Here is a 25423-nt window from a genome sequence, read left to right as displayed (position 1 = left end):
ATGGTCAAGCGGCAAGGACGGCCGGATTACGACCGATCCGGCGATCAGCCGGCGGCACGACCAATTTTCGCGTCGCGGTCGCCTGCGAAGGTTTCGCCCGAAGTGCGTGTCCCGGCCCGGTTCGCGACCCCTTCGCCGGATGCCGATCTGCCTCCCGAAAAGGCGACCAGCCAGCGGGTGACGTTTCGGCGGGCGGATACCGGCGTCAGCGTATGATCGGCCCTAGAGAGGGTTCGCATCGTGACGCCCGGCATGGCGGCGAGCCTGCGGCCTTCCGGACCGAAATGCCGCTCGATCTCGCCCTCGCTCAGATCGCCCTTGCTGACGACGATCATCACCTCGACCCCGCGCTCGCTCAACGCTCGCATTGAGCGCTCCACGGGGCTTCCGGCAACGAGGCGAAGCGGCGAGAAGCGCGGCAGTGTAGATTTGACGCCCTCGAGACCATGACGCACGGTCCGCCGCGCAGCCTTGGCGGTGACGGTCCGCCAGTGCCGGAGGCGCGATGCCGGCCTCTCCGCTTCGGCAACCGCCGGTTCTGCGGGACGCGCTGCCTTCGAGGTCTCGTAGGCCTTCCATACGGTCATATCGAGCGCGTAGGAAGCGTTCCAGGCAAAGCACAACGGATTGATCATGGTGATGCGGCGTATGCGCGGATCGATGCGGGCTGCCTGGAAAGCCTGAAAGGCCCCGGAGCACAGGCCGATGACGCCGGCTCGTGAGAAGCCCTCGCCTGCGAGCCAGTCCACCGCGCGAACGACATCGTGGCGCGTGCGGCGATCGTAGAGGAAGACACCGGGAACGGCCGGTTTCTCGCTCTGGCCGAGACCCGGCAGATCGATGCGCAGCGAGGCGATGCCGGCGGCAGCCAGCGCCCTCGCCATGTCGACGTTCTGACGTGCCCAGCCGACGTGCGGCACGGCGCCCGAATTGAGGATCAGGACGGCTTCGTCGCTCGCCAGCTCGGCGGCCGGCCGACAGAAGACACCGCACATGCGCGCCTCCCCTTCGATCAGGATCGGCCTTTCGCGCCACGTCTCGTGGGCGAGCCATGCCGGTTCACGCATGGGAGCATGCGAACGTTCGCTCCCCGCCCTCGGCGCGATCCAATCCGTGCACGTCGCGATGACCGTTTCGGGAACGAGGCTCGCGGTCGGATCGCACATCAACGCCGCATAGCCGCCGAACGGCGTCAGCGTCAGCGCGGTGCCTGCCGCCTGGAACCGTTCCGCGGCCCGTGCGAATGCCGGCGTCACATCGCGCGGCACTGCAAGCACGTCGGTGGCGACGCTTTCGCAGGCCATCGGGCCCGGCAGGTCGCGAAGGTCGGCAAGCGTCTGCGCGGACATGCGAAAGCCGGCCGCTTCCAGCCCGTCGAAAGCGGGTTCTTCCGTCGCGGCGGCGTTTCGCCCGTCGATCATCGCGGCGAGGCCGGCGAGTTCGCGCACATACGCCTTGCCGGACGCAGGCGGTGCCAGAAGCACCATGCGATCGACGTCTTCGCGGCGCACGGCCGTCAGGGGCGCCAGCAGCGCGCCGAGGCGGAAGCCGACGAGGGTCACACGGTCGACGCCGGTTTCGCGCCGCAGGCCGTCGACCGCGCGGTCGATGCTCTGCGACCAGCGTGCCACTCCATCCTGCAGGGTGTGGTCGCCGGCCGCGTCGCCGCAACCCGGATAGTCGAACTGAAGCACGGGAACGCCGCGCGCGGCGATCGAACGGGCGAGCTGCGTCAGAAAACGGCGACTGCAGAGATCCTCGAAACCGTGGGCGCCGGCGATCACCACGCCTTCGCGGGCATCGCCTTCGTGCAGCCATCCGATCGTCCTGTCGAAGACCAGCGGCCTCATGCCACGCACGCCCGCTCGGCTTCGCCGCCTGCCATCTCTTCGTCTGCCATATAGAAGACTTCCTGCAATGCGTTGAGCGCGCCGACGCTGCCCGACGGACGCCGACCGGACGTTTCCCGCTCCGCAACGAGGCGCACGGAACGCGTGCAACCGGGAAGCAAGTGAAAGCCGTTTTCGCTGGCGCGGAAATACGGATCCTCGATCGTCACGGAATAGGCGGCGCGCGTGCACGAGAGTTCGAGGAACCAGCCTTCGCCGTCCTGCACGACGTTCACGCGAAGGCCGGTCTCCACCTCGGTCGTCAGTGCGCCTTCGAGCACGTGGAAGCCTTCGGCGAGCACCGCACCGGCGCAATCCTCGAAACGGACGACCGAAAGCTCGTGCTGCGCCGGACCGAAACGATAGGCGTGGCCGGCATCGAAGAAGGCGCCGAAGAGTTCGAACGCGGGAACCGACATGGTCGCATGGGGTTCGAGCGAGACGTCCTTGCCGCCTTCGGCAACCGGGGTGCGCCCATCGCGCAGGCAGGTGAGCACGACCCGTCCCTGGAGATGCCGGGGACCATCGTTGAGAAGGTGGACCACGAGGCCGTTCACGCCCTCGTCCGAAACGACAAGGCGCAGCGGCGCGAAGGCGCGCGCCAGCGCGTGCCAGACCGATTTCGGCCGGCGGGTGGAATCGACCGCGCCCCAGCCGGCACCGGCCTTGAGATCCTTCCAGAACCACAGGAGCGCTCCGCCCGTCTTCGAGCCGGGGCGACGCCACTCGTCGATCGTGCGCTCGACGATTTCAGCCGTGACGGCGCGCGACAGCGTCAGGTAGCGCTCGGGATCGACCCGACGCAGGCGTGCCGGGTCCATGCCGAAAAGCATTAGGAGATAGTGGTCGCGCACGTCCTCGAAATCCCAGGATGCGCCGGCATCGCGCGGGACGCCCGCCTTCCAGCGCGGATCGTGCACGGGCGGCAGGCCGGCATTGCGCTCGAGCGTCGTTCGCTCCGGTACGTTCGCGAAAGCCAGGCATTCGCTGGCAAAGCGCACGTCTGCACGCCGCGCGTCCTCGAGCGGCCGGCCATAGGCGCCGACGCCGTAATAGTGCGAGGGGCCGCAGTCGGAGACGAAAGGCAGGCTTCCGCCCGCCGGCGAAGAGGCGACGAGGACGAGGTCCGGGCGGAGCCGGTCGGCAAGCGGGCGCACGATCCGGTCGAACCAGGGTTCGGGATCCATCGAAGCGGGCAGCCCCATCATCGTCGCCTGCTGCGCGATCTCGCTGCCACCACACAGCACGACGAGCGACGGCGAGCGGCACAGGCGCCGCAGCAGCGCTTCGACTTCGCCGGCAAGGTCGGCGCACCACGCCTCGTCCCTGGCCGGATAGTCGAAGTTCGCAAGCATCAGATCCTGCCAGACGAGGATGCCGAGCTCGTCGCACACGGCGTGGAACGCGTCCGATTCATAGACGAACGTGCCGCCGATGCGCACCATGTTGCAATTGGCTGCGATCACGCCCGCAAGTGCCTCTTCGGCTTCCGGGCGACCCTGAGGCAGGTTCACGGGATCGCTCGGCGTCCACACCGCGCCGCGACAGAAGACCGGAACGCCGTTGACGACGAGGCGGAAGTCGCGCCCGTCGGCGCCACGGTCCAACACGATGCGGCGGAAGCCGACACGGCCAAGCGCATGCTCTGCGCCGTCGAGATGGACGGTGACGGGATGCAGCACCGGTGCGCCATGGGTATGCGGCCACCATGCGGCGACATCGGGTATCGCGACATCGGCGACGAGGCGCGTCGGCGCCTGGCGTTCGAGGTCGGCAGTAACACCGGCGCAGGTGACGCTCGCAGGCGCGGCGGCAAGGTCCGGATCGGCGAGATCGAGCACGACCGCGAGCCGTCCGGTCGTTCCCTCGAGATCGGCGCGCAGCGTATGATCGAGGATGGTCGCCTCCTCGCCCGCCGATACGAGGCGCACCGGGCGCCACGGGCCCACGATGTCGAATTTCGGCGACCAGCCCGGCATGTGGCCGAGCAGCGTGGTGCGCACGAGCCTCAGCTTCTGCTCGTCGATCATCGCCGGGCGCCAGCGCGCACGGGGGCCGCGCAAGCCTTCGAGGTGACGGTCGAGACTGCGAAACGCGACGAAGAGCGTCTCGCCGCCTTCGAGCGTGGCAGTGACCTCATGCGGGGCGAACATGGTTTCGCAGCGCTTCAGAAGGCGATCGTCCAGGAAGATTTCGGCGATCGTCGCGAGCCCCTCGAAGACGATGCGAACCGGACCGGTTTGCGTGAGCGGGCAGCGATACCAGACATCGCGGCCATGGAGCGGGTCCGGCGCCTCGCGCGAGAAACGGCCATGCATCTCCAGCGTGCCCGCCGCGGTACCCGGGCAATCGGCCGTGAGCCATTCGGCATCGGCAGCGATCGCCGTGGGCCGTTCCCACTCGTCGGCGGGCGAAAGGGCCAGCGCCCAGCCGGTATCGAGCAGCGTCCCGCGCTCGTTCAGGAAGCCGACCGTCACCGTTCAGGCCGCCCGCGAAGAACGCGTGTCGGAAAGCGCCAGATCGAGACTGGCCGTTAATCGGTCGTAAGCCGTCACGAGCGGATCGAGCGTGTCGCCGAGCCCATCGAAGCGACGGCGTGCCATCGCACGGGCGAGCTTGAACTGCATCGTCTTCGCGCCGTTGGCAATCGTTCCCGCCTGCGCGCCGGCGGTATCGAGACCCGTCACGCCGTTCTCGCCGAGCCAGGCGAGATGGCTCTGCAGCAGTTCGAAATTCGCGCCGAGCTGGCGCAGCGTGTTGAAGGCGTAGGCGTGGAAATAGTCCGGCGGGCGGTCGGCAAGTGCGGCCATGTGCGCGTCGAAGACCGCACGATAGGCGCCAACCGGGTTTTCCGCCGGCCTCCGCGCCGCATGGTGGCGAAGGAGCGAGAGGCTCGTTTCGACCGGGTCGCTCGCGGCGGCGGTCCTGTCGAACTTCACGAACTCGCTATAGGGAAAGAGCGGCAGGCCCGTTTGCGCCGCCCGGTCGGCGAAAAGGGCTGCGTAATCCTCGCCTTCGAGCTCGAAATAGCCGGCGTTGTGGAAATAGCCCATGCGGCGGCGCACCGGATCGATCGCGTTGACCGCGACGGTCGTCTTGGTGTGGGCGATGCGGTAGCTCACGCCCTCGGTATCGGGCAGATGAAACGCATCGAACTCAACGAGCGGCAGCCGGCCGCGATCGATCTGGACGCCGATGTGATCTTCCAGCCGGTCGAAGATGGCGAGTTCCTGGATCTCAAGCCCATAGAGCGTGGCAAGGTCGCCGGTCGGGAACTTGAAGAACGTGAACTGGTCGCCCTCGAAGTCCTGCGCGAGCGTAAAGCCGAGCGCGGCTGCCGGTTCGTGTCCGGCGGCACTCAGCACCTCGATCAGGAGATCGACATAGCAGTTCGTCTCCGGCCACGCGCGTTCGAGATCGTGCAGGCGATGCGCCGCGTATGTCGCGGCCGTGATGCCGGGGATGACATGGCGCATGGCTACGCGCTCCAGAGCGCTTCGCGCACGTTGGCCGGCCAGCGCTTCACGTCCATGCCGTGATGGCGGAAGAGCGCAATCGCCAGGCGTTCCAGTCCGAAGCCGACGCAACCGGAATGGCAGGTGCTGCCGTCTGCGAACTTCAGGCCCCAGGTCTCTCCGAAATGGTCCTGATGGTAGTTGAAGCTGAGGCAGGCCGTCGGCTTTTTGAGGCTCGCGACCGGGATCAGCAGCTCGAACTTGAGCCCCTGCTCGCGCTGGCTGGCGGCCATCATCTTTCCGCCGCGGCCGAAGAAGGGATCGTTGGCGGCATCGACCTCCATCGGCAGGTCCAGCGCCTCGATCATCGCGCGCCCGCGCTTCAGCCAGCTTTCGCGGAAGGCGCTTACCTGCTCGGCGGTGCCGATGCGCACGTATTCGCGCATGCGGAAGAGCTGCATGCGGGCGGGATCCTTCGAAGGCTCGTGGCGGAAGCAGTACGAAGAAAGCGCGAAGAGAAGCCCCTCGTCGGGCACCGGACCGCGCGCGGCGACGGTCGGATAGAGCGGGTAGCAGGCCGCCGGCGTCATCGCGATGCCGGTCGATTCCTGCATCTCCGTCCAGTCGTCGCCGGTCGCCATCTTGCCGAGCAGCTCGGCATGCTCGCTCTCGCCGCCCATGAACGAGTGCACGCAACCGGCAAGCTGCGGGAAGCTCTTCATGTAGCCGCTCTTTTCGAGTGCGGGGCGGCTCATGCCGGGCGGGAAATGGATGCGCGTGGCGCCGTCCTTTTCGCCCTCGCGCAGCACCATCGCCTCGAAGCGCTCGATCACCTCCTCGAAGTCGCCGGAACGACCGTAGAGGCCGTCGATGCCGGAATCGAAGAGCACGCCATTGTCGAAGAGGTCGTCGAGCAGCGATTTCGCGTCGAATGTCTTGGCGTCCATCATCAGTCCCCAAGGGTCGTGTCGAAACGGCTCATCAGGAGCATCGTCGACGTGTTCGTGAGTATGCGGTCGTTGGAGATCATGACGGCCGCGGAAGTGACGTCGCGAAGGTGCCGGCCGACGCTGAACGGCGTGCCGTTCTTGTAGCCGAGGATGCCGGTGACGAGCATGGCATGGCGCACGACTTCGGCGGCCTTTTCGCTGGAAGCGACCTTCAGCGCATTGATCTCCGCGGCGAACGCCATGGTGGAAAGCGCTTCCTCGTCGCCGAGCGCGGCTTCGTAGCGCGCGATCGCCGCGCCGAGATGGCCCTTCATCTCCTGAAGCTTTGCGGCCGCCTCCGAAAGCCGAAGCGCACCGGGCGGCATCGCGTTCGGCTGCTTGCGGGCAGCCTGCTTCACGAATGCCTGCGCGCGGGCGAAGGCGTCGGCTGCGATCGCGAACCAGGCCGATGCCCAGAAGACATGCGAACTGGCGAGCATCGATTGCGCGGCGATCTCCGAGAATGGCTTCGGCAGGATCTGCGCCGCGTCGCCCTCGGCAACCAGATGGAAGCCGTCGGAACACGTGCCGCGCATGCCGAGCGTATCCCATACGGACGTGCGCTCCAGGCTGCGGTTTTCGTCGGCCGGAATGACGACGAGGACCTGATCGGAACCTTCCGCCTCCGGCGCCCGGCGCGCGGTGGCGAGGATCGCGTCGGCATGCATGCCGTAGGAGATGACCGTCGCTTCCTTCGTCAGCGAGAAGCGTCCGTCCTTCGTCTCGACCGCGCACAGGCTGTGGCGAAGATTGCCGCCGATGCCGGCTTCCGTCGTCGCCGAAGCGAGCAGGAGCTGCTCGTCGGCTGCGCGCTGCATGAACGCGCGGTGCCACGCGCTGTCGGTGCCGTGCATGACGAGGCTCGATGTCTTGATCTGATGCATCGCATAGATCATCGCGCTCGATCCGCACGCCTGGCCGAGCTGGACGACGAGATCCGCCACATCCCGGATGCCGAGCCCCTCCCCGCCGAGGGCGACGGGAACGGCGACGCCGAGCAGGCGCTCGCGCTTGAGTGCCGCCACGGTCTCGGCGGGAAAGCGACCTTCGCGGTCGACCGCGTCGGCGAATTCGGCGGCAACCGCCGCGACGCGGCGCATGCGCTCGCGCGGGCTATCGCCAGGATCGTTCGTCTGTTCGGCGCGCATGGCCCGATCGAGCACGTTCATGGCTCAGGCCGCCTTGCGGGTCAGTTCGGCGACGGCGGTCGACACGTTGCCGAGCGTTGCGAAGGTACGCCGGTTCAACATCGTTTCCGGAAACTCGATGTCGAAATGCTCCTCCAGCGCCAGCATCATCTGCACGGACGCGAAGGAGGTCAGCCCGGCTTCCGGCAGGTTGGCATCCTCCGGCAACGTGGCGATGTGCGGTGGGATCATGGCCGTCTGCGAGAGAACGGAACGAACTTGCTCGATCATGGAAAAGCCCCCTTGTTTTCCCCGAAGGAATGTCAAGGCCAACTTACCCCATGCAACCGGACGCAACGTTAACGGTCCGAGCGATCGTGCCGGATGGCTAATGCAGCGTTACTGAATTCGGAAGCATGGCGCACCGGATCGATACGGCGCGAAGGACAACGCGCAACGTGAGACTTCGGGTTGCACCAGCCGCTCGATAACAGCCTTGAGCATATATAGCCGTTACTATAGGTCTTGACGCGGCGCTAAGATGTTTCGCCGTAGCCGAATGACGTTCGCGGGGGAGGCTCCATGACGAGGTCGACTGTCGGAAAACCGGCCTCGCCGGTGATGATGGACGCCAAGAGTCACGCTGCGGGCTTCCGCAAGGCGCGGGACGCACGCCGCAGCGAGCTGATCGAGGACTACGTCGAACTGATCGCCGACTTTCTCGAAACGGGCGGCGAGGCACGGCAGGTCGACATCGCGGAGCGCCTCGGCGTCGCGCAGCCGACCGTCGCCAAGATGCTGACCCGCCTTTCGGACGAAGGGCTGATCGTCCGCCGCCGGTATCGCGGCATCTTCCTGACCGACGAAGGCCGCGCGCTCGCCAAGCGCACGCGCGAACGCCACCATATCGTCGAGACGTTCCTCGCCGCGCTCGGCGTCAGTCCGGAAACGGCACGCACCGACGCCGAAGGCATCGAGCATCACGTGAGCGAAGAGACCCTTGCCGCGTTCAAGCGCTTCATCGTGCGACCCGGCAATTCCTCGCGGGAATAGTGCGGCAACGGTCGCGTTCGTCATGGTGCGTCAATCGCACCGTACGTCATTTGCCACCTCGACACGCCGTTCGTCTTGACAGTTTCGGTCCCGCCGCCAATATAGCCAAAGCTATTTTAATGACATTCGTCAATCTTACGATATGACGAAGGGCCTCGATCGAGGCCGCAAGCGAACGGACACGATGGGCCAAGTAATCGAGCGGGCACCGGAAGCGACGGATCCGCTTCCGGGAGAAAATGCGACGGTGCGCGCGGCGCAAGCGGCGCTTTCGGGCAATCAGCGCGGACTGAAGGGGCTTCTGCCCTTTCTCGGACCGGCGTTCATCGCTTCCGTCGCCTATATCGATCCCGGCAACTTCGCCACGAACATCCAGGCCGGCTCGAGCTACGGCTACATGCTGCTTTGGGTCGTCGCGCTTTCGAACATCATGGCGATCCTCGTTCAGGCGCTTTCGGCAAAGCTCGGCATCGCGACGGGGTACAATCTGCCGGAGGTCTGCCGGCAGCGCTTCTCGCGGCCCGTCACCGTCGGGCTCTGGCTGCAGGCCGAACTCATCGCCGTGGCGACGGACCTTGCCGAGTTCATCGGCGGCGCGCTCGGCCTCTACCTGCTTTTCGGCATTCCGCTCTTTCCGGCGGCGCTCATCACCGGCGTCTTCTCCTTCGCGCTCCTGGAACTGCAACGACGCGGCTTCCGCTCTCTGGAAGCGGGCATCTGCGTGCTGCTTGCCGTCGTCGTCGTCTCCTTCGCCTATCAGGTCTACATGGCCAAGCCGGACGGCGGCGCTCTGCTCGAAGGCATGCTGGTTCCGCGTTTCGACGGCGCCCCAAGCCTGCTGCTCGCCGCCGGTATCCTCGGCGCGACGGTCATGCCGCACGTCATCTACCTGCATTCCGCGCTGACGCAGCGCCGCGTCGTCGGACGGACGAACGAAGAACGCCGCGCCATCTTCCGCTTCGAGTTCATCGACATCCTCGTCGCCATGCTGATCGCGGGCCTCATCAACGGCGCGATGCTCGTTATGGCAGCGGGGCTCTTCTTCGACGGCAACATCGTCGTCTCCACGCTCGAAGGCGCTTCGCACCAGCTCGGCGAGCGCGTCGGCGGTCTGGCGCAGTTCCTCTTCGGGCTCGGCCTGCTGGCGAGCGGCTTTTCCTCCTCTTCGGTCGGCACGATGAGCGGCCAGATCGTCATGCAGGGCTTCGTGCAGTACCGTATCCCGATCTTCCTGCGCAGGCTCGTGACGATGGCGCCGGCGCTCCTCATCATCGGCGTCGGCGTGGACGCGACGACAGCGCTCGTCATGAGCCAGGTCGTGCTGTCCTTCGGCATTCCCTTCGCGCTCGTCCCGCTGGTGCTCTTCACCAGCGATCGCAGCCTGATGGGTTCGCTCGTCAACCATCGCATCACGACCCTTCTCGCATGGCTCGTCACGTTGGTGATCGTCACGCTCAACATCTTCCTGCTCTACGAGACGGTCTTCGCCGGCGGCATATGAGGCGCAGCGTTCAGGGCTGGAAGCGATAGAGGTACATCGTCGCTTCGCCCGCCATCCGGCCCCTGAAAACGCTTGCTTTCCCGGATGTGGGCGGCGTGGTCGACAGGCGATAGCCGCCTCTTCCAGCCCCGCCGGCGGCCGCATCTTCCTCGGACATGCCAGCCTTGGCATTTTCCTCTGACATGCCAGCCGTGGCATTTTCCTCTGACATGCCAGCCGTGGCATGGGCCGGATACTGCATGTCGTAGACGCGACGGTCGGAAAGGGTCTCGCGCAGAAGTGCGACACCTGAATTGACGGCGACGGGCCGGCTGCCCGGTTCCTCGTGCAGCGCCGCGATCGCGCGGGCGATCGGCGGCGGGGCCGACGGATCGAAGTCGAGGGTGGAGGCGAGCGCGATGCTTTCGCCGGCAAGCATGGCGACAATCACCGCCGCCCGCATGCGGCCGCCCCACGGCGCGAGCACGACGAGCAGGCCGCCGAGTGCGACGACCGGAGCGAGATGCCGCAGGCTCTGCGGGTTCTGCATGACCAGCGTCCACACGAGATGCGCCGTCAACGCACCGGCGATCGCGACGAGGCGCGGCGAGCAGCCCTTGAAGGCGGTGCAGCACCGGACGAGCGCGAAGGCGATGGCAGCGGCGATGAGCCAGGCACCCGGGACGGCCCCGATCGTCGCGAACCAGTTCGGCGAGGCGGTCCGGGAGAACATCGTGTTGCCCCAGCCCGTCGTATGGCCGGCGACGAAATGGGTGCCGGCCCACAGGTAAAGCGGGCCTTCCAGCGCATAGAGGACGGCGAGCGTCGGGACCACGACGAGACCGGCGCCGACGATCAGACCGGTCCGCCATCGGGGCACCAGGATCACGAGCGGCAGGAATGCGCCCGCGAGCAGGGCCGCGTCGGAGGGACGGCAACACCCCGCCCATCCGATGGCCAAGCCGGCAATTCCGGGCGCCAACCGTGAGTCCTGCCCGGCCGGGGGCAAGACCGCGAGACCGAGGAGCAGAAACGCGATGCCGCTGCCGTCGGAAAGCATGCCGAGCGCCAGGTCCGGCAGCAGCGGCATCGCGAGCATCAGTACAAATGCGGGAATGGCACCGTTCGGCCGTTTGCGGGCGACGACAAGGGCGGCGAGCGGCGGCAGCGCTAGTGCCAGCACGACGGTCAGCCAATAGAGTGCTGTGACCGGATCGCCGTGCGCGAGCGGAAGAAAGAGACGGCCGAGCGCGACGAAGCCGGGATAGCCGGGAAATTGCGGCGCGAAATCGAGGATCTCGAAATGCGTGAGCGCACGCGAGAAGAAAAGCGCGTCGTCCGACGGCAGGACGGCGGGATGGGCGAAGAGCCAGATCGCGTATCCGGCATAGGCAAGGACGACCGGTGCCCAAAGCAGCCCTGCCAGGTTTTGGCCGGGCACGACGATGGAGAAGGGCCGGACGGCAGCCTTCACCCGCTCGAGCCTGCTTCGGGCGCGGACGGCTTCAGCGCGGCGAGCACGTCCTTGCGGGCCTCGGCCAACGCCTTGGGGTCCGGATCCTTGGCACCGACGCCGAAGAGCCCCGGATTGCCGATCGCGTCGAGCGCGCGTTTCAGACCGTCCTCGACGGCTGCACGCGGCTTCGGCTCGAGGTCGCCGGCCATGGCCTCGTAAAATTTCTGCGCCTTGACCACCAGCACCTTCGCGTTCTGGTAGTCGTCGATCTGGTCGCGCGCACCGTCGAGCCGGCGTTCGATCTCGTCCACATAGGCACGACGCAGCAGGCTCTTCAGCACGTCGCCCTTCTGTGCGGCGAGTGCCTTGTCGAAGGCACCGGCGATGCCCTTGTCCTCGTTGGCATCGAGATAGGCGATGTCGCTCTTCATGCCGGCATAGGCCTTGCGAACCGACTGCCAGTCGCCCTTGTCGATTCCGGAAAGCAGCGCCTCGCGATTTTCGATCAACGGTTCCTTGCCGGCGGCGGCATAGGAATACGCCGCGGCGGGCGAGGCTGCGGCGAGGATGAAGAGTGCGAATACGGCAAGTGCGCCGAAAAGCCGGAATTTCATGCGATGCTCTCCGTTTCGATGACGGTGCGTTCGTTGCGATGGTCGTGGATCGCGGCGCGACGGTCGTCGCCGGCAATCAGCGCCTCGCCGGCCATCTGGCCCATTTCCATCGCCGCGTCGGTGAAGACGTACCGGAACGTCCCCTGTCGTCCGCATTGCACGAGATTCTCGAAGCGCGCCAGATGCGTGAAGGCGCGCTGGCGTTCGGCCTCGTAGCCGATCGCCATCAGCGGATAGGCGTTCGGCGCGCGCACCGAGAACATTTCACCCGTCGCCAGAGCGGGATCGATGCCGAGGCGTTCGAGATCGGCTGCGATGCGCGGGAAAAGCGCGTCGTCCGTCATCGTCCAGAGATCGTCGCCGGGATCGCAGGGGATTTCGAGCATCAGCGAACTCATGCCGGGCGGCGCCATTTCCGGCGAGCGGCGCTTCGGCTCCTGCAGGCGCGTGGCGATCATGTCCGGATCGGAAAGGTACTGCCAGGTGAACGGTGAGACGTTCTCGACCGCCATCGCCATGTTGAAGAAGCGCAGGCCACGGAAGCGAAGCCGGCTTTCCCCACCGGTCAGGCGAACCATGGCGGGCAGCGGAACGGTGGAGATCACGGCATCGCATGCGAAGGCACCGTCGTCGGTTTCCACAGCGTGGATTTGCCCGTCGCGGGCGGCGAGACCGGTAACTGTGACGCCGGCGTGCAAGCTCGCGCCGGCGCGTTCCAGCCGGGCTGCCAGCCGCTCGAAGATGACGCCGAAGCCGTGGCGCGGATAGCGATAGCTGCGCGCATAGGTGCGCGGCCCCTTTCCGGCACCGGGAAGAAGCAGGCGGGCGACCTCGCGCAGGTCCACGAGGCTGATGCGCTGTTCCGCCCAGTCGGCGGAAAGGTCGTCGGGCTCGATGCCCCAGAGCTTGCGGGTATAGCCTTCGAAGAACGTACGATAGAGCGTGCGCCCGAAGCGGCTCTCGATCCAGTTCGCGAAGCTGTCCCCCGTTCGCCGTTCCCGTTTCATGGCCATCGCGCCGAGATCGCGCGCGACGCCGGCCATCATGCCGGCGGGCGCGTTCTTCACGAGATTGGCGAGCGACAGCGGGTACTCGTAGACCCGTCCGCCGAGGCGGATGACGCTGCGCCGTTGCGCCGTCAGCAGATCGTCGCCCAGAAGCTCCTCGACGAGCTTCAGCAGGCTTTCGTTGTGGGTGATGAAGCGGTGGCCGCCATAGTCGAACCGGTAGGTACCTGCCCTGCCCTTGAAGGTCGTCGTGCCGGCGAGGCCGCCGATCGCGGCACCGCGCTCCAGAACCGTGACCGCGACGCCGCGCTCGGCGAGCGTCAGCGCGGCGGTGAGGCCCGCGGGGCCGGCGCCGATAACGACGACGCGCTCAGGCCGGCTTCGGGGCATAGCCGCGCCTCCAGAAGGCGAGCGCCACGACGAGATAGAGCGCCCAGAGCGCGAATTGCGGTGGCGTCGGCGTCGCGTTGTAGCCGAAGAGGCCGCGCAGGAAGGAGCCGACCCCGCCATTGTCGGAAAGCACGCCGGAAAGGTCGAACAGCGGTGCCGTCGGACCGGGAAGCATGCCCGCGCCTTGCAGGACGGCGATCGCCGAACCGAGAAGGCCCGCGGCGATGACGATGAGGAGCAGGCTCGTCCAGCGGAAGAAGGCGGCGAGCGGCACGCGGCGCGCGCCCTTCATCAGTACGAAGACGACCGCGATCGCCGCGGCGAGGCCGACGAGACCGCCTAAAAGCGAAGGCGACTGGCCGCCATAGGAAAGCGCGGAAAGGAAGAGCACCGTCTCGATGCCCTCGCGCCAGACCGAGACGAAGGCGAGCACGGCGATGCCGACGACCTGATTGCCGGCGACGTAGTGCTCGAGCTGGCGTTTCGCCTCGTCGGTATGGGCGCGCGCCTGCTTCTGCATCCAGACCGCCATATAGGTGAGCACCGCCGTCGCCACGATCATGATGCCGGCCGTCAGATAGGCGCGGTACTCGTCGTTGTGGAACTGGTCGATCACCACCTGGAACACGAAGGCGGCGACGAGAGAAGCGAGGATCCCGGCGCCCACCCCGACATAGATCCATTTCGCGTAACCGCGCGCGCCGAGGCGGGTCAGGTAGGTAAGCAGGATACCGACGAGAAGGAAGGCTTCGAGCCCTTCGCGGAACAGGACGAGAAAGGTAACCAGCATGGATCAGGGCCGATCGATCGTTCGTGTGAGATGGGCCATGTCGACGATCTTCGGCAATGGCAGGTCGGGATAGCGTTTCTTGACCATTTCGCTCAATTCGCGCGGGAAGGTACGAAAGCGCAGCGTCGCCGCGACGTGCAGCGGATAGGCGACGTCGCGCGGCAGGGCATAGGTTTCGTCGCGATGGCCGTCGGCGGGAATGCGCGTGTCCTCCGCCATGCGCGCGAGGCGCCAGAACTTCAGGCCGACGTCGTGCGCCTTCTCGTCACCGAGCACCTTGTGGAAGAAGCGCGCGCCCTCGTCGACATGGCCGTCCTGGTCGACCCCGCCGGAGGTGAGAACCGTCCTGCCTGCGGCATCCTTCACGCTGAAGGCGAGCCACATCTGCCGGAAGTTCGAGATGCCACCCGGCAAGTCGTGGCCGGTACCGGTGTTGGCGACCCGGATGGTGACGGTCCCAGCCTTCCCCGGTTGCAGCGAAAGGCGTGCCGCGGATTTCAGAAGCGCGATCGATTGCGCGCGCGCTTCCGGATCGCGCAAGCCGACGATGTTGTACTGTGCGCCGGTGAAGCGGTGCGATACGACGTTCGCCTTCATCGCCCCGCCGTCCGTCGCCCGCCCGGGTACGTTCTCGCCGATGCGGTCGACGTCGGCATGCATGTGGCAATCCGCGCAGGTCCGGTTTTGCGCCGGATCGCCGGGCGCGTTGAAGGAGGAATGCGCCCATTCCTCGTAGGTCGAAATGATGTAGGCGCCGGTGCCCGGCGCGAACTCGGAGTGGCAACTGGCGCACAGCTTCGGGTTGCCGCCCTCGATGTGGTTCAGCATGGACTGCGCATGCTCTTGCGGTCGCGCGCGGATGGTCCGGTGGGCGAAGGCGCGCAGTGCCGCCCAATCGGAGTTTTCGCCGGGATAGGTCGGCCGGTCGCCGGGCGAAAGGTCGATGCTCGCATTGCCGGCCGAAAGCTGGCCGGAATCCTCGATCTTTTCCACGCGGTGGCAGGTGAGGCAGCCGGCCCCTTCGTCGGTGGCGTGGACATAGTCCTTCAGCCTTGCTTCGAGTGCCGCTCCGTCGGTGTCGAACATGCGCGAAGGCTCGTCCGTCGTGCGGCGCTTGCCGGAAAGAAGTTGCTGCGGAGCATGGCAGCCCATGCACCAGGCGCGGAACGGCTCGCCCTCGTCCTTGGCCGCCAGATCCTCGAGCGTCGCGTAATAAGGGTCGGACTGCGCCATGCCATGGTGCATGGAGTTCGCCCAGTCCTTGAAGATTTTCGAATGGCACTGGCCGCACAGAGCCGGGTTCGTCCACGCCTTCGCGTCGACGGATGCGCCGCCGTCCTTGCCGCGAAGCCACGTGGCGAGAAGCGGCAGATTGCCGTTCGACGTGACGTAGGCGTGGAGATCGCGCATCATCGCCTTCACCGTTTCGGAGGGATGCGCGGGGTCCGTCACCGGCGTGTCGAAGCGCGTGTCGTGGCCCATGCCGCCCTGCGTATTCTTGATCATGCGGATGTAGTCGCCGATGAAATCGCCGGCGACGAGGCGCTTGATCGAGCCGTGGCCGGTGAAGGCGGAATGGAACTTGTCGACCGGCGTCGCCTGGAAGAGCGCCTTGTTGGTGAAGTTGAAGCCGTCGACATGGCAGCTCGAACAGCTCATCCAGTTGTCGCCGGCCATCGGCGCGTCGGGAAATGCGGCGGTGTTTGCAAGGTCGAACAGCCGCTCGCCGCGCCGAGTGTCCGGATCGAGCGGATCGGCGGCGACGAGCTTCGCGAAATGCGCCTTCGCCACCTTTACCCGGGCGAACGGCCCGCTGCCGCCCGTCGAAAGCTTCGACAGGTCGAGGCCCATGGCGTTCTGCACGAAGATGTCGTCGCCGGAAACGACGAGGCCGCGTGGGTTCTCGCCCGGCAGGTGGCGATAGATCTCGACGGCCTTGGCACCCGCCGTTCCCTTGGCGTTCGCGGCGTCGATCGGCGGGGCGCGCGAAAGGTCGAAGACGCCGAGATCCTCGCTGCCGGCGAAGGTCACGTAAGCCTTGCCGCCATCGGCGGAAAACGCGACGTCGGCCGGGTTGGAGACGATGCGGGTGCGCTGGCCGTCCTCGACGATGTTGATCTGCTTGAAGAGCTGCTTGCGCCGCGAAAGCACCTCGTGCTCGGCGCCGGGCTTCAGCGAAAGGACGGAGATCGCCGGGAAGACCGTCGACTGGAACTGGAAGGGGTGATCGAAATTCCACAGGACGTGCGGGAGCCACGCCTGCTTGCCGTCCGGGCTGACGGCGATGCGATCGAGGCGCCTCGGGAGACCCTGTGAGACCGTCTCGTCCGTGTTCTGTTCGACGCCGAGGCGGATCAGCTTCGTGCGTTTGGCCGGCAGGCGCGTCGTATCGTAGATCGAGACCGCGCCGATCATGGAATGGCTGACGAGAAGGCGTCCGTCCGGCATCAGGGCCAGACCGCGCGGGCTCTCGGCGACCTTCATGTCGGCTTCGATCCTGCCGTCGGGCGAAAGCGCGTAGAGCTGGTCGCCTTCCGTGGCGGCGACCCAGAAAAGCCGGTTGCGCGCGTCGTAGACGATGCCTGCCGGACGGCCCTCGATCGCGATCGTGCGCTCCACCTTCAGCGATGCGCGGTCGAGCAGGACGACCCGGTTGCCGGTAAAGTCGCTCGCGGCGACGAGCCCGTCGTCTGCATCCACCGTCAGCGCCGTGATGTCGCCGCCAATGGCCGCCTCGGCCACACGCTTTCCCGTCCTGCGGTCGACGCGGCTCACCGAACCACCGTCGAAATTCGCCGAAAGCAGCGTATTTCCGCCGGCTTCGAGCAGCAGCGACGTGCTTTCGACGGCGGAAGATGCCTGCTTCGGCGCGGAGGCCGCCGGCATCGCAAGGCCGCCGAGGAAGCCGGCGACGAGCGCGCCGGTGACGAGCGCTTTCAGGAACGAAAAACGCCAGGCGTGCGCGGCGACGACGAGGATGACCGGCACGGCGAGCAGCAGGTGCAGGTCGTGCGCGAGCCCGCCCGCGAAGGTGCCGTTCCAGCCGACGAAGAGGAGGAAGGCGCCGCTTGCGAACATCGCCACGAAGACGAGTTCGAGAATGCGCCCGGTGATGCGCAGAAAGCGCTTGCGCGTCGTCGTCACCAAACCGCGATGGCTGATCCAGAAGGGAACGACGAGGCAGGGGACGAAGACGATGGCCGAGACGACGTGGACGACGAGCGCCCAGCGCACGACCGCCCAGGAAAGGCCGAAGGGGGCGAAAAGCAGGAGCCCGGTCGCGAGCAAGACATAGAGAGACAGTTCGGCCGGCTTCGCCAGCCGGCGCGAGACCTTCCATCTCCTCTTCGTCGGGCACGCGGCCAACGCCCCGCGCCTTGCGTCATCGATGCTCATCGCGTTCCGTTGCCGGCGCTCGACCGGCCCGCGTCGTCGCCCGCCGACACCGCGAAGGCATCAGCGGGCGAAACGTCTTCGATCAGTCGGTGGCGGCGGGTTCGACGGTCACCTTGCCGGCCATCACCGGCGCGGTGCCGTATTCGCCGCCGGCAGCGGTCAATTCCTTGATGCCGTTCCGGTTCACGTCGCCGTTGCCGCCCTTCACATAGTGCTCGCCGGTGTCGGCCAGCCATTCGGCGAGCTGCATACCGCGCCCGACCGTGTGGAACCAGGTCGTGTAATGCTGCGCAAGGGCTGCACGGTCGAGGCCCGCCGCGTTCTCGTCTTCCTGGTTGTAGAGCGTCTGCAGGAGCGCGCGCAGGCCGCCGCTGACGGCACCCGCCGTCCAGGGCGTGACGGTGAAGGGCTTGCCGGGCGTCGGGTTGTACAGACCGCTTCCCGCGTCGACCATCGTCTTGTTCACGGCCTCGTAGATGCCGCGTGCGGCCTTGCGGTACTTCGTGTCGTCCGTCGCGACGAAGGCTGCGGCGAGGCCGCGGATTGCGGCGAACTGCGTGCCGAGGGAATGGCTGTCGGAGGCGCCCTTTCCCACCGTGTAGCTGTCCGCCACGAGACCGTCGTCGCCGACGAGCTTGTCGACGATGAAGTCCGCCTCGTTCTTCAAGAGGTCGAGCGCTTCCTTGCCCTGTTCGGTATCGAGCGGCTTGCCGCTGGAAGCCGAGGCGTAGCCGACGGGCAGCGCGTCGATGGCGCGATGGTAGATGTCGAGCGCGACCAGCGAATAGGCCGCATCGAAGGCCGTGACCGTCTTGCCCTGCTCGCCATCGGGCCACCGGTCGACGAGCGTGCCGTCCTTCTTGTCGTAATGCAGGGTCTTCATGTTTTGGAAGACCACGTTCGAAAGCGTCTCGACGAGGGAGAACGGATCGTCCGCGCGCTCGTAGCCGCTTCGCTTCGTCGCGCGGTTGGCCTCCGGCGCTGCGGGGAACGGATCGCCGTCGAAGACCGCAAGGAAGGCCTTGTTCTGGTTCTCGTTCGCCGTGCGCTGGTCGGTATAGCCGTAGAGCTCGGCGAGCGGCCAGAGCATCATCCAGCTGGCGCGAAGCGTGGAGGCGCCGTCTTCCACCTTGAGGTCGCCGAGCGCCTTCACCCCGTTCTTCTGGGTGAAGTCGACCGCGACCTTGGCCGGGAACCAGACCGGATCCTTCGTGGCGTCGTAATCGGGCGAGATACGCGCGCCGAGGCTCTCGCCGTCGTAGCCGAAACGATTGCGCAGCATGAGCAGCCGGTCCCAGCTGATCTCGGTCAGAAGCATGCCGTTGACGCCGTCGGCAGCCGAAACGCCGAGCTTGTGCTTGCCGTCGTGGTCCATGTCGCTCGACGATATGTCGTCGACCTCGGCATCGCTCGACTGAACGTGCATGCCGCCGAGGAAGTCCTGCGCCCACATGACGTCCTTCAGCATCTCGCCGCCGACGGCAACGGGCGTGAAGGTGTCGTCCATTCCGCTGGCCTTCCAGCCGAGCGTGCCGTAGTCGCGGAAATAGGCTGGCGTTACGGCGTCGATCGACTTCTCATCGCCCGTGTGGGTGAGGATGTCGAGCTTCTCGCTGCTGACCGCCGAGACGTCCACCTTCTGGCCGAATTCCGGCATCGCATGCGCGACGGGGAAGGTGATCGGATAGAAGTTCTGCGGCAGTTCGTCCGGCGCGAAGCCGACCGAATCGGCAAGATGGATGACGCGCTTTCCGAGGTCCTGCAACGTGCCGCCGGCCTTGGCGTTGACCGGCCCGTTGGCGAGGTGCGGCCCCATCTTGGACTGGTAGTTCACCGCATACATCGCTTCCTCGGAATACTCGTAGGAGTCGATGCCGGCGGCGAAGTCGAACGCGTCCGGCTTGTCGGCCTGGTCGGGATCGAGCACGTCGAGATTGAGGCCGAGCCCTTCGGCGAGCGGCTCTCCGGAAAGCTCGTATTCGGTGTAGGCAAACTGCGATGCGCCGGTGTCGAACGTCTTGTCCGTCACCTTTACGGTGGCATCCTGCGCGAAGGCCGGTGCTGTGGCGATGAGGGCCGAGCAGCCGAGCAGAGCGGTTGCGAGGTGGCGAGGCATGAAGTGTCTCCCTGCAAAACGTTCGTCCGAGCCGAGGCGAGGCGCCACCCCGTCTATGGCGCAAGAGCTAGCACCGGGCCCAAACGAGCCGCAAGTGAAAATTGAGTGCAAGGGTCATGTTTTTGATTTGCCCGTCTCGACGGTCTTTCGCGGGGATTGCCGAAGGCTTGCGCAGACCCCGCCGCGATGGTGTGCTAGGTAACCCCGAGAGGTTTCATCCGCTGGCGAGAAGGCGAACATGCACGACCGATCCCCCTTGCGTCGCGGCGAAGGCGGCCGCATCCGCTTTCGCGCCGTGGACCATGCGAGCGCGATGATCGCTCGTGTCGAGGCGCTCGACGCCGAGCGCGCCGCGGCAATCTTCACGCGCTTCGACGCGGCGCGCATCGTGGCCGCTGCCGAAACCGTCGACCGCGACGCGGCGTTGGTACGAGCGCCGCTCGCAGGGCTCACCGTCGCGATCAAGGACCTCTTCGACGAGGCGGGCGAGACGACGACGGCCGGCTCGATCGTCCTTGCCGGAAAGTCGGCGGCGAGCGAGGATTCAACCGCCGTCTCTCGCCTGAAACGAGCCGGTGCGATCGCCTTCGGCCGGACGAACCTTTCGGAATTCGCCTATTCCGGCGTCGGGCTCAACCCGCATTACGGCACGCCGGGCAATGGGTTCGATCCATCGCGCATTCCCGGCGGCTCGACTTCCGGCGGCGCGGTGGCCGTGGCGCTCAAGCTGGCCGACGCCGCGCTGGGTTCGGATACCGGCGGTTCCGTGCGCATTCCCGCGGCTTTGAACGGGCTTGCTGGATTCAAGCCGACCCAGGCGGCGGTTCCGCTCGACGGCACGTTTCCCCTTTCGCCCAGTTGCGACAGCATCGGCCCGCTGGCGCCGAGCGTCGCCGACTGCGCGGCCCTTCATGCCGTGCTCTCGCAGAGCGAGCCGGACGGGCCCGCACGAACCGATCTTTCCGGCACGCGCTTCGCCGTGCTGCGAACGACCGTCACCGACGATCTCGACACGGCGGTGGCGGCGGATTTCGCGCATGCGCTCTCCGCGCTGGAAGCGGCCGGTGCCGAACTCGTCGATTTCGAAGCGGAGGAAGTGCACGAAGCGGGCCGCTCGAGCCGGGCGATCGTTTCGAGCGACGCGATGGACGTTCACCAGGCGCGGCTCGATACGCTTGCCGAACACGGTGACCCTCGGGTTCTGCGACGCATCCTCGGCGCGCGCGACTTTTCCGCCGACGAACGGCGCGAAGCGCACGAGCGGCGTGCGCATGCGATCGCCTCTTTCGCCGCGGGCCTTTGCGAATACGACGGTTTGCTGGCACCGACCGTGCCGACGGTGGCGCCGACGATCGCCGCCTGCGAGGCCGATTTCGACCGGACCAACGCGCTGATGCTGCGCAATCCCTCGATCTTCAACTTTCTCGACTGCTGCGCGGCGAGCGTGCCGATGCACGAGCCCGGCGCGCTGCCGACGGGGTTGATGATCGCCGGCACGGCCGGTGCGGACTGGTCGATCCTCGCCATTGCCGCCGCCGCCGAGCGCGCGCTTGCCACCATGCTCGCCTAGCGGCCCCGCATTCTTTCAACGGAGACGACCGCGTGACCCGCCTTGAAATTCGACGTCCGGACGATTGGCACCTGCACCTGCGCGACGGGGCAGTTCTCGAGGCGGTGCTGCCGGCGACGAGCCTGCATTTCGCGCGCGCCATCGTCATGCCGAACCTCGTGCCGCCGATCGTGAGCGGCGCCGAGGCTTCGGCCTACCGCGAACGCATTCTGCGCGCGCTGCCGGAAGGCCATGCCTTTACGCCGCTGATGACGCTCTACCTCACCGAGGAGACCAATCCCGACGATGTCGAGGCAGCCTTCACCGACGGCCTCGCCACCGCCGTAAAGCTCTATCCGGCAGGTGCGACCACGAACTCGCAGAGTGGCGTGCGTGACATCGAGCGGGTCCAGCCCGTCCTCGAGCGCATGGCGAAGATCGGCATGCCGTTGTGTGTCCACGGCGAGGTGACCGATCCCGCCATCGACATCTTCGACCGGGAGGCCGTCTTCATCGAACGCGTGCTGGCACCGATTCACGCGCGGCTGCCCGAGCTGAAGATCGTCATGGAGCACATCACGACGGCCGACGGCGTCGCCTATGCCCGCGAGGCCGACGAGACCGTCGCCGCGACGATCACCGTCCACCATCTGATGATCAACCGGAACGCGCTGTTTTCGGGCGGGATCCGTCCGCACTACTACTGCCTGCCGATCGCCAAGCGCGAGTTGCACCGGCTCGCACTCGTCGCGGCCGCCACATCGGGCGAGACGCGCTTCTTCCTTGGGACCGATTCCGCGCCGCACGTCGATCCGCGCAAGGAATGCGCATGCGGCTGCGCGGGCATCTTCACCGCACCGGTGGCGCTATCGTGCCTTGCGGAAGTGTTCGAGGCGGAAGGCGCCCTCGATCGCCTAGAAGCCTTCGCCTCGCTGAACGGCCCGGCCTTCTACGGCCTGCCGGCGAACGAGGACCGCTTCACCCTCGAACGCAGCGATGACGCGCTGCCCCTGCCGGCACCGTTGCACACCGACGACGGACCGCTGACCGTCTTCGACCCGCAGGTGCCGCTCCATTGGCGCGTCGCCGCGTCCTCGTAACAGAGGAACCGCTTACGCGGCGAACCTGCGTGAAGGAAGGTCGCATCCGGCGTGTATTGCGCGGCATCCGGCGCGGGGCTAGAGCCTTTCGGGATGATCCGGAGCGGCGATCGCCGCGAGCCGGACCACGGAAAGCCGTCGCATCGGCGGGAAGCGAGGTTTCATGAGTAAGCCGCCGCGCATCGCCGTTCTCGGCTGCGGCCAGTGGGGTCGCAACCACGTTCGCACGCTCGCCGGCCTCGGCGCGCTCGCCGCCGTCAGCGATCGCAATCGCGACCGGGCGGCCGAGTTCGCCGAAACCTACCAGGTACGCGCACTCGATCCGGAGATGCTCTTCGCCGATCCCGCGATCGACGCGATCGTCATCGCCCTGCCCCCCCACCATCAGGCCGAAAGCGCCGGTGCGGCGATTGCCGCGGGCAAGCACGTGCTCGTCGAAAAGCCGATCGCGCTTTCGGTGGACGATGCCGAGCGCATCGTCGATGCGGCACGAAAGGCCGGCATCGTCGCCATGACGGGCCATATCCTGCGCTACCATCCGGCCTTCGAAGCCCTTCAGGCGATGGTCGAGCGCGGAGAGCTCGGTACGCTCGGCTACATCCACTCGCACCGTGTCGGGCTCGGACGCTTCCATCCCGAAAACGATGCGCTGTGGGACATCGCACCGCACGACCTCTCGCTGATCCTCGCGCTTTCGGGCAGCGAGCCGATCAGCGTGCATGGCGAGGGCACGGCGGTGCTCGAGCATTTGAGCGACTTCGCGCACCTGCATCTCGCCTTTCCGGGCGATTTACGGGCACACGTCTTCACGGCGCGGCTCAACCCCTATCGCGAGCGCCGGTTGACCGTCGTTGGCTCCAGGGCAATGGCCGTCTACGACGACGTCGCGCCCTGGGCGCAGAAGCTCGCGGTCTACGAACACGATATCTTCAGGGATGCGAGTGGCTGGCGATCGGAAACACACGAGCCGCGTTATGTGGCGACCGCCGAACACATGCCGCTGACGCGCGAACTCGAACATTTCATCGCATGCATCGAGACGGGCGAACGCCCGCGCACGCCGATCGAGGACGGCCTTGCCGTCATTCGCATTCTGGAAGCCGGCACGGTGCGGCACGAACGCAGCGTCGAGTAAACCGGCAGGCTAGGGCCCGGCCTACGCCGCCGCCCCTTCCGGCATCGCAAGCACGGCGCGAAGCTTCGCCTCGGCGTCCGCGTTGCGCTCGGTGGCACGGATGATGCCGCCGCCAAGCACGCGCGCGCCCTGCCCTTCGCCATCGTAGAGCACGCAGGCCTGGCCGGGGGCGATACCGCGTTCGCCATCGTCGAACGCGACGCATGCCGCGCCGTCTTCCCTCACGGACAGATGCACGGGACGAGCCGGGCTCGTGGAGCGCACCTTCGCGTAACAGGCGAGCGGCCGCTTTTCGAGGGTCGCGAGCGGGCGATCGCCGAGCCAGTTCGTCTCGCGCAGGATCACCCGTTCCGTCGCCAGCGCCTCTCGGGGGCCGACGACCACGCGACGCGAACGCGCATCGAGGTGGACGACGTAGAGCGGCTCGCCTGCCGCCACGCCGAGCCCGCGACGCTGGCCGACGGTGAAGTTCAAGACCCCCTCATGACGCCCGAGCACGCCTCCGTCCAGATGAACGATCTCGCCGCCGAACGCCGCATCCGGGCGAAGCCTGGTCACGACATCGCTGTAACGGCCCTGCGGCACGAAGCAGATATCCTGGCTGTCCGGCTTTTCGGCAATGGCGAGCCCCATTTCGGCGGCCAGCGCCCGGGTTTCGGCCTTCGCGAGGTCGCCGAGGGGAAAGCGAAGATAGTCGAGCTGTTCCTGCGTGGTGGCGAAGAGGAAATAACTCTGGTCGCGCGCGGCGTCGGCCGGACGCAGAAGCACGCGCCGGGCCGGCGCGCCTTCGAGCGGCTCGGCCCGAGAGCGGATGTAATGGCCCGTCGCCAGTGCATCCGCTCCGAGTTCCCGCGCGGTCGCGAGGAGATCGGCGAACTTCACCGTCTGGTTGCACGAAACGCACGGGATCGGCGTTTCGCCGGCCGCGTAGCTTGCCACGAAGGGATCGATCACCGCCTCGCGAAAGCGTCGCTCGTAGTCGAGCACGTAATGCGGAATGCCGAGCGTTTCGGCCGCGCGGCGAGCATCGTCGATATCCTGGCCGGCACAGCACGAACCGGCGCGATGGACGCTCTCGCCATGGTCGTAGAGCTGCAGCGTGACGCCGACGACGTCGTATCCCTGACGCTTGAGAAGACCTGCGGCGACGGACGAATCGACGCCGCCGGACATGGCCACGACGACGCGCGTATCCTCGGGCTTTCTGTCGATGTCGAGCGTATTCACGGGAGACCGGCCCTGCATTCGCGAAGCAAACGGCGACGGCATTCTCGTCCGCGTCGCCTGCGGCGGCCCGCCTATACCGGCATTCGCGCGGCGCGGCAAGATCGGCGCGATCACTTAAGTCGGAGTTAATAGTCGTTCCGCAGCCAATTCAAATGCTTAACAAATTGATACGAGCCATTTAGCCAAATTTTAAGCCACAAGGACTAGCGTTCGAAGCTGCAAGGTCATCAGTGTGTAGAGAGTTTCGCATGACCGAAATGGTTCGCCCGCGTGTCAAATACGTCATCGGCCCGGACGGAAGTCCGCTGACGATCGCCGATCTTCCGCCGGCCAATACGCGCCGCTGGGTGATCCGGCGGAAGGCGGAAGTCGTGGCGGCGGTGCGCGGCGGGTTGCTCAGCCTCGAAGAGGCCTGCGATCGCTATACGCTGACCGTGGAAGAATTCCTTTCGTGGCAGTCGTCGATCAACGACCACGGCCTGGCCGGCTTGCGCACCACGCGTATCCAGCAATACCGCCATTAGCGGCTGGGGATACCGCCATTAGCGGCAGGATATACCGCCGTTAGTCACGCCCGATCTCGGTATCGGCGTTCCACTGCGCTCAAGCTTTCATCAGTTCTTACAAATCGATCCGTTCTGGAAATTGCA

19 protein-coding genes are annotated in these 25423 nt (G+C 66.5%); 6 read left to right on the top strand and 13 right to left on the bottom strand.

All coding sequences use genetic code 11. The features are described 5' to 3' along the window. Positions 1 to 44 precede the first annotated feature (44 nt). Genes FJU11_RS00865 through FJU11_RS00840 form a run of 6 tightly spaced genes read right to left on the bottom strand, consistent with a single transcriptional unit; the run spans position 45 to position 7751 of the window. The gene (locus tag FJU11_RS00865) at positions 45 to 1850 is read right to left on the bottom strand and encodes an alpha/beta fold hydrolase (RefSeq protein ID WP_141165111.1); all 1806 of its coding nucleotides are present in this window, start codon (positions 1848 to 1850) and stop codon (positions 45 to 47) included. Beyond that, entirely contained in the window at positions 1847 to 4366 is a 2520-nt protein-coding gene (locus FJU11_RS00860; protein ID WP_141165110.1) for a glycosyl hydrolase 2 galactose-binding domain-containing protein, read from the bottom strand. Before FJU11_RS00860 ends, FJU11_RS00865 begins: the two co-directional genes overlap by 4 nt. Positions 4367 to 4369: 3 nt before the next feature. Beyond that, positions 4370 to 5365 (bottom strand): DUF1839 family protein, encoded by a 996-nt coding sequence (locus FJU11_RS00855; protein WP_141165109.1) that lies wholly within the window; start codon positions 5363 to 5365, stop codon positions 4370 to 4372. 2 nt (positions 5366 to 5367) lie between these two features. Continuing rightward, entirely contained in the window at positions 5368 to 6291 is a 924-nt protein-coding gene (locus FJU11_RS00850; protein ID WP_141165108.1) for an amino acid--[acyl-carrier-protein] ligase, read from the bottom strand. 2 nt (positions 6292 to 6293) lie between these two features. Continuing rightward, a complete protein-coding gene (locus FJU11_RS00845) occupies positions 6294 to 7481 on the bottom strand; it encodes an acyl-CoA dehydrogenase family protein (RefSeq protein WP_141165278.1) in 1188 nt (395 codons plus the stop codon). Positions 7482 to 7505: 24 nt separating this feature from the next. Further along, positions 7506 to 7751, bottom strand: a complete 246-nt coding sequence (locus FJU11_RS00840) for an acyl carrier protein (RefSeq protein ID WP_141165107.1) — start codon at positions 7749 to 7751, stop codon at positions 7506 to 7508. A gap of 291 nt (positions 7752 to 8042) precedes the next feature. Between FJU11_RS00840 and mntR the strand changes: the two genes are divergently transcribed. After that, entirely contained in the window at positions 8043 to 8513 is a 471-nt protein-coding gene (gene mntR / locus FJU11_RS00835) for a manganese-binding transcriptional regulator MntR (protein WP_141165106.1), read from the top strand. A gap of 184 nt (positions 8514 to 8697) precedes the next feature. Further along, positions 8698 to 10014, top strand: a complete 1317-nt coding sequence (locus tag FJU11_RS00830) for an Nramp family divalent metal transporter (protein WP_141165105.1) — start codon at positions 8698 to 8700, stop codon at positions 10012 to 10014. A gap of 10 nt (positions 10015 to 10024) precedes the next feature. Here FJU11_RS00830 and FJU11_RS00825 read toward each other — a convergent pair whose 3' ends face one another. The 6 genes from FJU11_RS00825 to FJU11_RS00800 all read right to left on the bottom strand — a co-directional run bounded on the left by FJU11_RS00825 (position 10025) and on the right by FJU11_RS00800 (position 19762). After that, positions 10025 to 11467, bottom strand: a complete 1443-nt coding sequence (locus tag FJU11_RS00825; RefSeq protein WP_141165104.1) for a hypothetical protein — start codon at positions 11465 to 11467, stop codon at positions 10025 to 10027. Beyond that, positions 11464 to 12063 (bottom strand): hypothetical protein, encoded by a 600-nt coding sequence (locus tag FJU11_RS00820; protein WP_141165103.1) that lies wholly within the window; start codon positions 12061 to 12063, stop codon positions 11464 to 11466. The genes FJU11_RS00825 and FJU11_RS00820 overlap by 4 nt, the downstream gene beginning before the upstream one ends. Beyond that, on the bottom strand, positions 12060 to 13460 hold the full coding sequence (locus tag FJU11_RS00815; RefSeq protein ID WP_141165102.1) for an FAD-dependent oxidoreductase: 1401 nt from the start codon (positions 13458 to 13460) through the stop codon (positions 12060 to 12062). Before FJU11_RS00815 ends, FJU11_RS00820 begins: the two co-directional genes overlap by 4 nt. Beyond that, positions 13441 to 14250 carry an FTR1 family iron permease gene (locus tag FJU11_RS00810; protein WP_141165101.1) on the bottom strand — a complete coding sequence of 270 codons (810 nt, stop codon included), beginning with the start codon at positions 14248 to 14250 and terminating at the stop codon, positions 13441 to 13443. Before FJU11_RS00810 ends, FJU11_RS00815 begins: the two co-directional genes overlap by 20 nt. Before the next feature lie 3 nt (positions 14251 to 14253). After that, positions 14254 to 17646: a hypothetical protein gene (locus tag FJU11_RS00805; protein WP_141165100.1), complete on the bottom strand. Its 3393-nt coding sequence runs from the start codon at positions 17644 to 17646 to the stop codon at positions 14254 to 14256. Between the two features lie 82 nt (positions 17647 to 17728). Beyond that, on the bottom strand, positions 17729 to 19762 hold the full coding sequence (locus FJU11_RS00800) for a hypothetical protein (RefSeq protein ID WP_210242819.1): 2034 nt from the start codon (positions 19760 to 19762) through the stop codon (positions 17729 to 17731). Positions 19763 to 20000: 238 nt separating this feature from the next. On the opposite strand from FJU11_RS00800, the gene FJU11_RS00795 reads away from it, so the two are divergent. From FJU11_RS00795 to FJU11_RS00785, 3 genes are all read left to right on the top strand, one after another. Then, positions 20001 to 21332 carry an amidase gene (locus tag FJU11_RS00795; protein WP_141165099.1) on the top strand — a complete coding sequence of 444 codons (1332 nt, stop codon included), beginning with the start codon at positions 20001 to 20003 and terminating at the stop codon, positions 21330 to 21332. 32 nt (positions 21333 to 21364) lie between these two features. Beyond that, positions 21365 to 22411: a dihydroorotase gene (gene pyrC, locus FJU11_RS00790; protein ID WP_141165098.1), complete on the top strand. Its 1047-nt coding sequence runs from the start codon at positions 21365 to 21367 to the stop codon at positions 22409 to 22411. Between the two features lie 163 nt (positions 22412 to 22574). Further along, a complete protein-coding gene (locus tag FJU11_RS00785) occupies positions 22575 to 23546 on the top strand; it encodes a Gfo/Idh/MocA family protein (RefSeq protein ID WP_141165097.1) in 972 nt (323 codons plus the stop codon). A gap of 21 nt (positions 23547 to 23567) precedes the next feature. On the opposite strand, the gene mnmA is transcribed toward FJU11_RS00785, so the two are convergent. After that, positions 23568 to 24773 (bottom strand): tRNA 2-thiouridine(34) synthase MnmA, encoded by a 1206-nt coding sequence (mnmA, locus tag FJU11_RS00780; protein ID WP_181407987.1) that lies wholly within the window; start codon positions 24771 to 24773, stop codon positions 23568 to 23570. A 248-nt stretch (positions 24774 to 25021) separates the two neighbouring features. On the opposite strand from mnmA, the gene sciP reads away from it, so the two are divergent. Further along, entirely contained in the window at positions 25022 to 25297 is a 276-nt protein-coding gene (gene sciP / locus FJU11_RS00775; RefSeq protein WP_141165096.1) for a CtrA inhibitor SciP, read from the top strand. Positions 25298 to 25423: the final 126 nt, after the last annotated feature.

The sequence above is a fragment of the Pararhizobium mangrovi genome (assembly GCF_006516965.1).
Lineage (GTDB): Bacteria > Pseudomonadota > Alphaproteobacteria > Rhizobiales > Rhizobiaceae > Pararhizobium_B > Pararhizobium_B mangrovi.
Note: the sequence above shows the minus strand (reverse complement) of the source record. Positions and strands in the feature narration are given on the sequence as shown.